This window comes from Acinetobacter sp. SwsAc4, from assembly GCF_013391535.1.
In the GTDB taxonomy this organism is placed as follows: Bacteria; Pseudomonadota; Gammaproteobacteria; order Pseudomonadales; family Moraxellaceae; genus Acinetobacter.
Window position 1 is genome coordinate 1 of the sequence record NZ_JACAXC010000053.1, and the last position, 5768, is coordinate 5768.

General features: G+C 40.8%; 5 protein-coding genes and 1 pseudogene. 2 read left to right on the forward strand and 4 right to left on the reverse strand.

What is annotated here, in order from left to right:
- Nucleotides 1-550, forward strand: a 550-nt coding sequence (locus HYG88_RS14925) for an IS5-like element ISAba31 family transposase (RefSeq protein ID WP_178883363.1), incomplete at its 5' end; no start/stop codon positions are given.
- A gap of 318 nt (nt 551-868) precedes the next feature.
- Here HYG88_RS14925 and HYG88_RS14930 read toward each other — a convergent pair.
- The gene (locus HYG88_RS14930; protein ID WP_061403634.1) at nt 869-2587 is read right to left on the reverse strand and encodes a GMC oxidoreductase; all 1719 of its coding nucleotides are present in this window, start codon (nt 2585-2587) and stop codon (nt 869-871) included.
- Between the two features lie 114 nt (nt 2588-2701).
- Nucleotides 2702-4147: a coniferyl aldehyde dehydrogenase gene (locus HYG88_RS14935; RefSeq protein WP_061403633.1), complete on the reverse strand. Its 1446-nt coding sequence runs from the start codon at nt 4145-4147 to the stop codon at nt 2702-2704.
- Nucleotides 4148-4300: 153 nt separating this feature from the next.
- Between HYG88_RS14935 and HYG88_RS14940 the strand changes: the two genes are divergently transcribed.
- Nucleotides 4301-5320, forward strand: coding sequence for an AraC family transcriptional regulator (locus tag HYG88_RS14940; RefSeq protein WP_045796736.1), 1020 nt, complete (start codon nt 4301-4303; stop codon nt 5318-5320).
- A 101-nt stretch (nt 5321-5421) separates the two neighbouring features.
- Here the strand turns inward: HYG88_RS14940 and HYG88_RS14945 are convergent, their stop codons facing one another.
- Both HYG88_RS14945 and HYG88_RS14950 read right to left on the reverse strand, forming a co-directional pair.
- Nucleotides 5422-5667 carry a hypothetical protein gene (locus HYG88_RS14945; protein WP_052690212.1) on the reverse strand — a complete coding sequence of 82 codons (246 nt, stop codon included), beginning with the start codon at nt 5665-5667 and terminating at the stop codon, nt 5422-5424.
- A 19-nt stretch (nt 5668-5686) separates the two neighbouring features.
- Nucleotides 5687-5768 (reverse strand): annotated as a pseudogene (locus tag HYG88_RS14950) (IS5/IS1182 family transposase); the annotation flags it as partial.

Sequence of the window (5768 nt, forward strand, 5' to 3'; positions counted from 1 at the left end):
GTCAAGCAGCGGTAAGTTACTTAGATTATTCAAATTGCTAGCCTCATGCCCCGATATGGAGTGGATTTTTATTGATGGCTCTCATGTACGTGCTCATCAACATTCTGCCGGCATAGCGAATCAATCTATTTCTAAAAGTGTAGGAGGAAACTCCTCAAAAATACATTTGATTGTTGATGCACATGGCAATCCTATTGATTTCATAATTACCGATGGGACCACACATGATGTTAAAGTTGCACCTGATTTAATATCAACATTAGATTTAAAAGAGACAAAAGTGGTATGCGCAGATAAAGGCTATGATTCAGAACCACTGCGTGAACAGATCAGGAAAACAGGGACTAAAGCGAATATACCAAAGAAAACGAATAGCCAATCTAACAATGACCATATGGACTGGTATTTATATAAAATCAGGCATTTAGTTGAAAATATGTTTTGTAGATTAAAGCAATTTAGAGGAATAGCTACTCGATATGACAAGCTCAAAAGAAATTATCAAAGTTCTGTTGCTTTAGCCTGTATATTTTTATGGCTACCTTTATAGGGTTAATTATGAACAGTAAATGTCAACAGACCCTAGTCATATTTTATAACAAGAAAAAATAAACCATGGCTTTTGGGTTTATGAATAGACTCAATAATGCCCCCCAATTACTCATTGATCGGTAAAAAAGGTAAGACAGCTTTTCGCTCTCTTCTTAGCTTAGGAATTTCTGAATTATAGCCCATAAAATCAGCAACGCCCTCTAACGCTGTCATACAGCGTTAGAGGGATAATGATCTCAAGATTGTATTGCTTGGGCTGTCTAATTTGCCGTATTAGACACCATCACCATCACCAGCCCAAACCATATCCACTTTTTTAAGCATTGCTTAATGCACTGGCTAAATCACCAGTACCCTTCAAGTCAGACACCTGTCCCTCCAAAGGCTGACTAAATTCAATACGCTGAATCTTTGCTGCCCGCTCTGCAGAGAACACTGGGATTTGACTCATCGCAAATTCAGACAGTGCGGTAATGGTTAGTGAGGGATTCACACCTAAATTCCCAGGTACAATCGAACCATCTAATACGCGTAAATTTTGATAACCAAAGACTTGACCAGTGAAGTCCACAACGCCATTCGACTTGTCATTGCCCATCGCGACACCACTCATAATATGTGCTGTCGTTGGCGTTCCCAGTAGAATTTCAGTAAGTGCAGAACCAGGTTCTCCACCTAACTTTTGTGCAATCATTTTAGTGGCTTCTTCAGCCGCAGGGAATGAAACGGTGAGTGGCGTGTCCCCTTCTTTTTGCACAGCAGTGATACTATTTTTGAACAGTCGATACCACTTTCTACGCCATTCAAAATGAATGAATGCTTCAGACTTTTGCATCACCAATAAAATGATAGAGTCTTTGGCTTTACCCTTATAACGCAGTACTTTAAAGGTTTTTAAGGGATGTAACAGTGTATTGAACACAAACTTCATAAAGCGCATAAAGCCCTGACCAGTCACCATAGGCACGTATGGAATATAAATCCATGAAGCATCCGCACCTTCAGGGAAACGTGTGACCTCGATATTGGTATCTGCATCGACTGAAATAAAGGAGCTGATAGCCACACCATCATCCAGTTTTTTACCAGTATTGTTCACTGTGGTCAGGGTTTCCGAGTTCGTCCGAACTTCCTGTCCCAGCAATGAAGAAATATTGGGTAAAGTTTTATGCTGATCACGCATTTTTAACAACATCGGTACCGTACCCATTACACCCGCAGATAACACCACCCCACGACTGCGCAAACTATACTGACGAACATTCTTTCCTAAAGTTTCTTTGACTATTACTTCGTAACCTGCGCTACCATCTTCATTCAGTGGTGTAATTTTCACCACTTCAGAACTTGGACGAATTTCAACGCCATTACGCTCAGAAAAATACAGGTAATTTTTCATCAGGGTATTTTTGGCATTATTACGACAGCCCAACATACAAGCGCCACAATAAATACAGGAGTTACGATCTGGCCCCTCTCCATTGAAATACGGATCTTTCGCTAATTGTCCTTCTTGACCAGCTACTTGCGAAAAGAAGACCCCCGTATTCACCGTTTTAAATGAATTTGCATATCCAATTTCACTCGCAACTTCTTTTAACGTTTCGTCTGCAATATTGGTATAAGTATTATTCGCTGTACCCAACATACGTTGAGCGAGACCATAAAACGGCTTTAAGGTTTCTTTCCAGTCTTTACGAATCTTGGTCCATGCCTCAGACTCAAAAACAGCATCAGGTGGAATTAAATGTACATTGGCATAAATTTGTGAGCCCCCACCGACGCCCACCCCATGCAAAATGGTGGTTTTACTGGTGAAAGTAAATTGCATCGTACCTCTGAATCCCAGTTCAGGCCGCCACAAATAGTTTTTGGTGTCTAAATTTGTAGTTGGAAAATCCTTGTCTTCACGGCGTAATCCTTTCTCCAAAATCAGGACTTTATAGCCCTTTTCACTAAGGCGTAAAGCACTGACCGATCCACCAAAGCCTGAGCCAATCACGATTTGATCAAAATCAAAATCTTTATTATTCATCCTATTAACTCCTTTAAAAGTTTTATTTTTCTGTTTTTAAATACACTAATTCCTTCACTTCAAAATATCCATCTTGAAGTGAAAAGTGATGTTGAGGTTTTTAAATTTAAGCGCTTATGACTTCATCCGAATCAATAAATTCAACAGCCAATTGGCAAATTTTCCGTAAGGCGGCGCGAGAAACTTCAAGCTCGAAAAACCCGCCTGATAAAACACAGGACGCATTTTGGAAAAAGTCAAAAAGCCTTCATAGCCATGATAATGCCCCATCCCGCTGGCACCGACCCCACCAAATGGCAAGTCATGCTGCCCGACATGAAATAAGGCATCATTGACCGAAACCCCGCCCGACATAACTCGGCTGATATAAAATTCGACTGAGCTTTTATTATTGCTAAATGGATAAAAGGCCAATGGACGATCACGCTGCACAATATAGTCCACTACCTCTTCAGGCTTCTGGTAGGTTTTGACCATCAAGATCGGACCAAAGGTTTCACGCGTATCAATTTCCATCTCATCATTGCTGTTCAACACCAAAGTCAGTGGAAATTTTCGTGTCGCAGCATCTGGCTCTTGCTGATTTAAATTAATCAAACTTGCCCCTTTGGCTTCAGCATCTGCCAAGCTATGCACTAAGCGCTGAAATGCGCGCTCATCAATCACAGAAGTATAATCTTTGCTATGAATATCAGGCACATGTTCCTGAACCCACGCTGCCGCGGCTTGAATAAATGCTTGTAACTTCGACTCATGCACAAATAAATAATCGACATTGGTACAAATTTGTCCCGCATTAAACTGTTTCACAAACATAATGCGTTCTACAGCTTTATCGATGGGGTATTCAGGGTCAATCACCGCAGGAGATTTACCACCCAGCTCCAAAGTCACTGGCGTCAAGTTTGGTGCAGCAGCAGCCATGACTTTACGCCCTGTCGCACCAGAGCCAGTAAACATCAGGTGGTCAAACGGCAATTTTGAAAATGCGATGCCTACTTCACCCGTCTCATCGAAAATCTGTAATTTTTCCGCTTTAAAGTATTTGGGGCTTAACTCCATCAGCAATTCGGCCAAATGTCTTGAATTTTCAGACATTTTAACCATAGCGGTATTTCCCGCAGCAAACACGGCCGACAACTGTGAAAACATCAAATTGATGGGGAAATTCCACGGCACAATAATTCCAATCACGCCCAGTGGCTGAGGAATCACACGGTTCTTCGCACCAAAATACAGGCTATGATCGACATGTCGTTTTTGTACTTTCGTCCATTGCTTCAAATGTTTGATGCTGCCGTTAATGTCATCCGTGACAGTAATAATTTCTGCCAATAAGGTTTCATGGCGTGAACGATTTCCATAATCACGATTCAAGGCGTCAATAATTGCTTCACGGTGATTGTTAATCAATGCTTTTAAATTCAGTAAATGTTGCTTGCGTTGTTCAATCGTTTCAATGCCTTGCTGATGAAAGCTTTTGCGCTGTAATTGAAAACAATCGTGCAATGTCTGTTCTATCACTGTTTGCTCGATATGAGACTGAACCGTAAGTTGCATATGCTTTTCCTTTCACGGCTAAAAATGGTGATTCAATACTTCTTTTCTATGTTGGTTGAGATAATCTCTTATCCTACTTTAACAAATGACTTGAATTATGCTTGACTTTTTAGGACACTAAATTGATCTTTTAGGACAACACGGAATGTTGTAATGGGAAGTTATATTCGTGCAGCCAGCCTCGGCGGTTTTGAAGACTTAGTCCGTAGTTATGGCATAAACCCTATAGGAATCTTGAAAGAGATCGGGATTTTACCTGCTTTACTCCGCGATCCAGATTCATTTATTCATTATGATCATTATTTAAATTTATTGGAAAAAGCGGCCTTAGCCTGTCAGGATGACTGCTTCGGTTTAAAACTCGGCGCACTCCAAAATATTAGCACAATCGGTTTGATTGGCGTCTATATGTCCCGACAAACGAGCATACTTGAAGCCTTAAGCGTGGCGCAAAAGTATGTCTATTTACATGCTGAAGGCGTTGTCTTTCACGTCTCGCAACATAATGCTCTGTTCTGTAAGCTGAACTTTGTGCGTTTAAGTGAATACAACACCGATGTACCACAAAAATCACAACTGGCCATTTGCCTTGTCGCGAATATTTTAAAAGATTTGATTGGCCCACAGTGGCATGCAGAAAAAATTTGCTTCAAGCAAAAAGCACCACAAAAAGGAGCTCAAACTTTCCAAGCACATTTTTCCTGTCCAGTGGAATTTGAAACCGATGAGGATGCGCTTTATTTTCCCGCAAGCTTTTTAAGCTATAAACCCTATAATTTTAATGAAGATGCCATTAATCAACTAATCGTACAGCAGCTTGAAACACAAAGCAGCACCAAAACTGAAGACAATACCGCACTGATAGAGAGTTCAGTCCGCATGCTGATGGCGACAGGAGACTGCAGCATTGAAAATATCGCACTCTGTATGGGAATGCATCCGAAAAAGCTTCAGCGCGCTTTAAAAATGCAAGGAACAACCTATCGAGATATACTCGAAAATGTCCGAAAAAAAGAAGCGCTTCGTATGCTTGATGCAGGCAATGTGAATTTGACAGATATTGCTCTACAGTTGGGCTATGCAGAATTATCTATTTTCAGTCGCAACTTTAAAAGCTGGTTTGGCGTTCCTCCAACCGAGTTAAGAGACAAAAGTCGAAGCCATATTGTATGACTTCTGGTTTTGCTACTTCGTTAAATAAAAAGTACCCAACGAATTCAAGCATATAGTTTAAATCCATTGAATGTCACTCTAATCAATACAGACTCAATTGATTATTTCGGGAAAACAAAGGATGCGACCAAACGTGCCCCCCAACCTTTCGGGCTGCCGTCAGTATCATCAACCCAATATCGAGCACCACCGCCCACACTAATGGCCTGACCATTTAGGCGAATCACTTTGGTCACAGTCAAGTTGACAGGAACTGTGGCTTCTTCTGCATTCCAGTCATATGTCGTTTCAGTATTCAATGCCACCGTCGTACTATTTGGATAAGTGTAACTAGGGTCTGTTGACATTTACTGTTCATAATTAACCCTATAAAGGTAGCCATAAAAATATACAGGCTAAAGCAACAGAACTTTGATAATTTCTTTTGAGCTTGTCATATCGAGTAGCT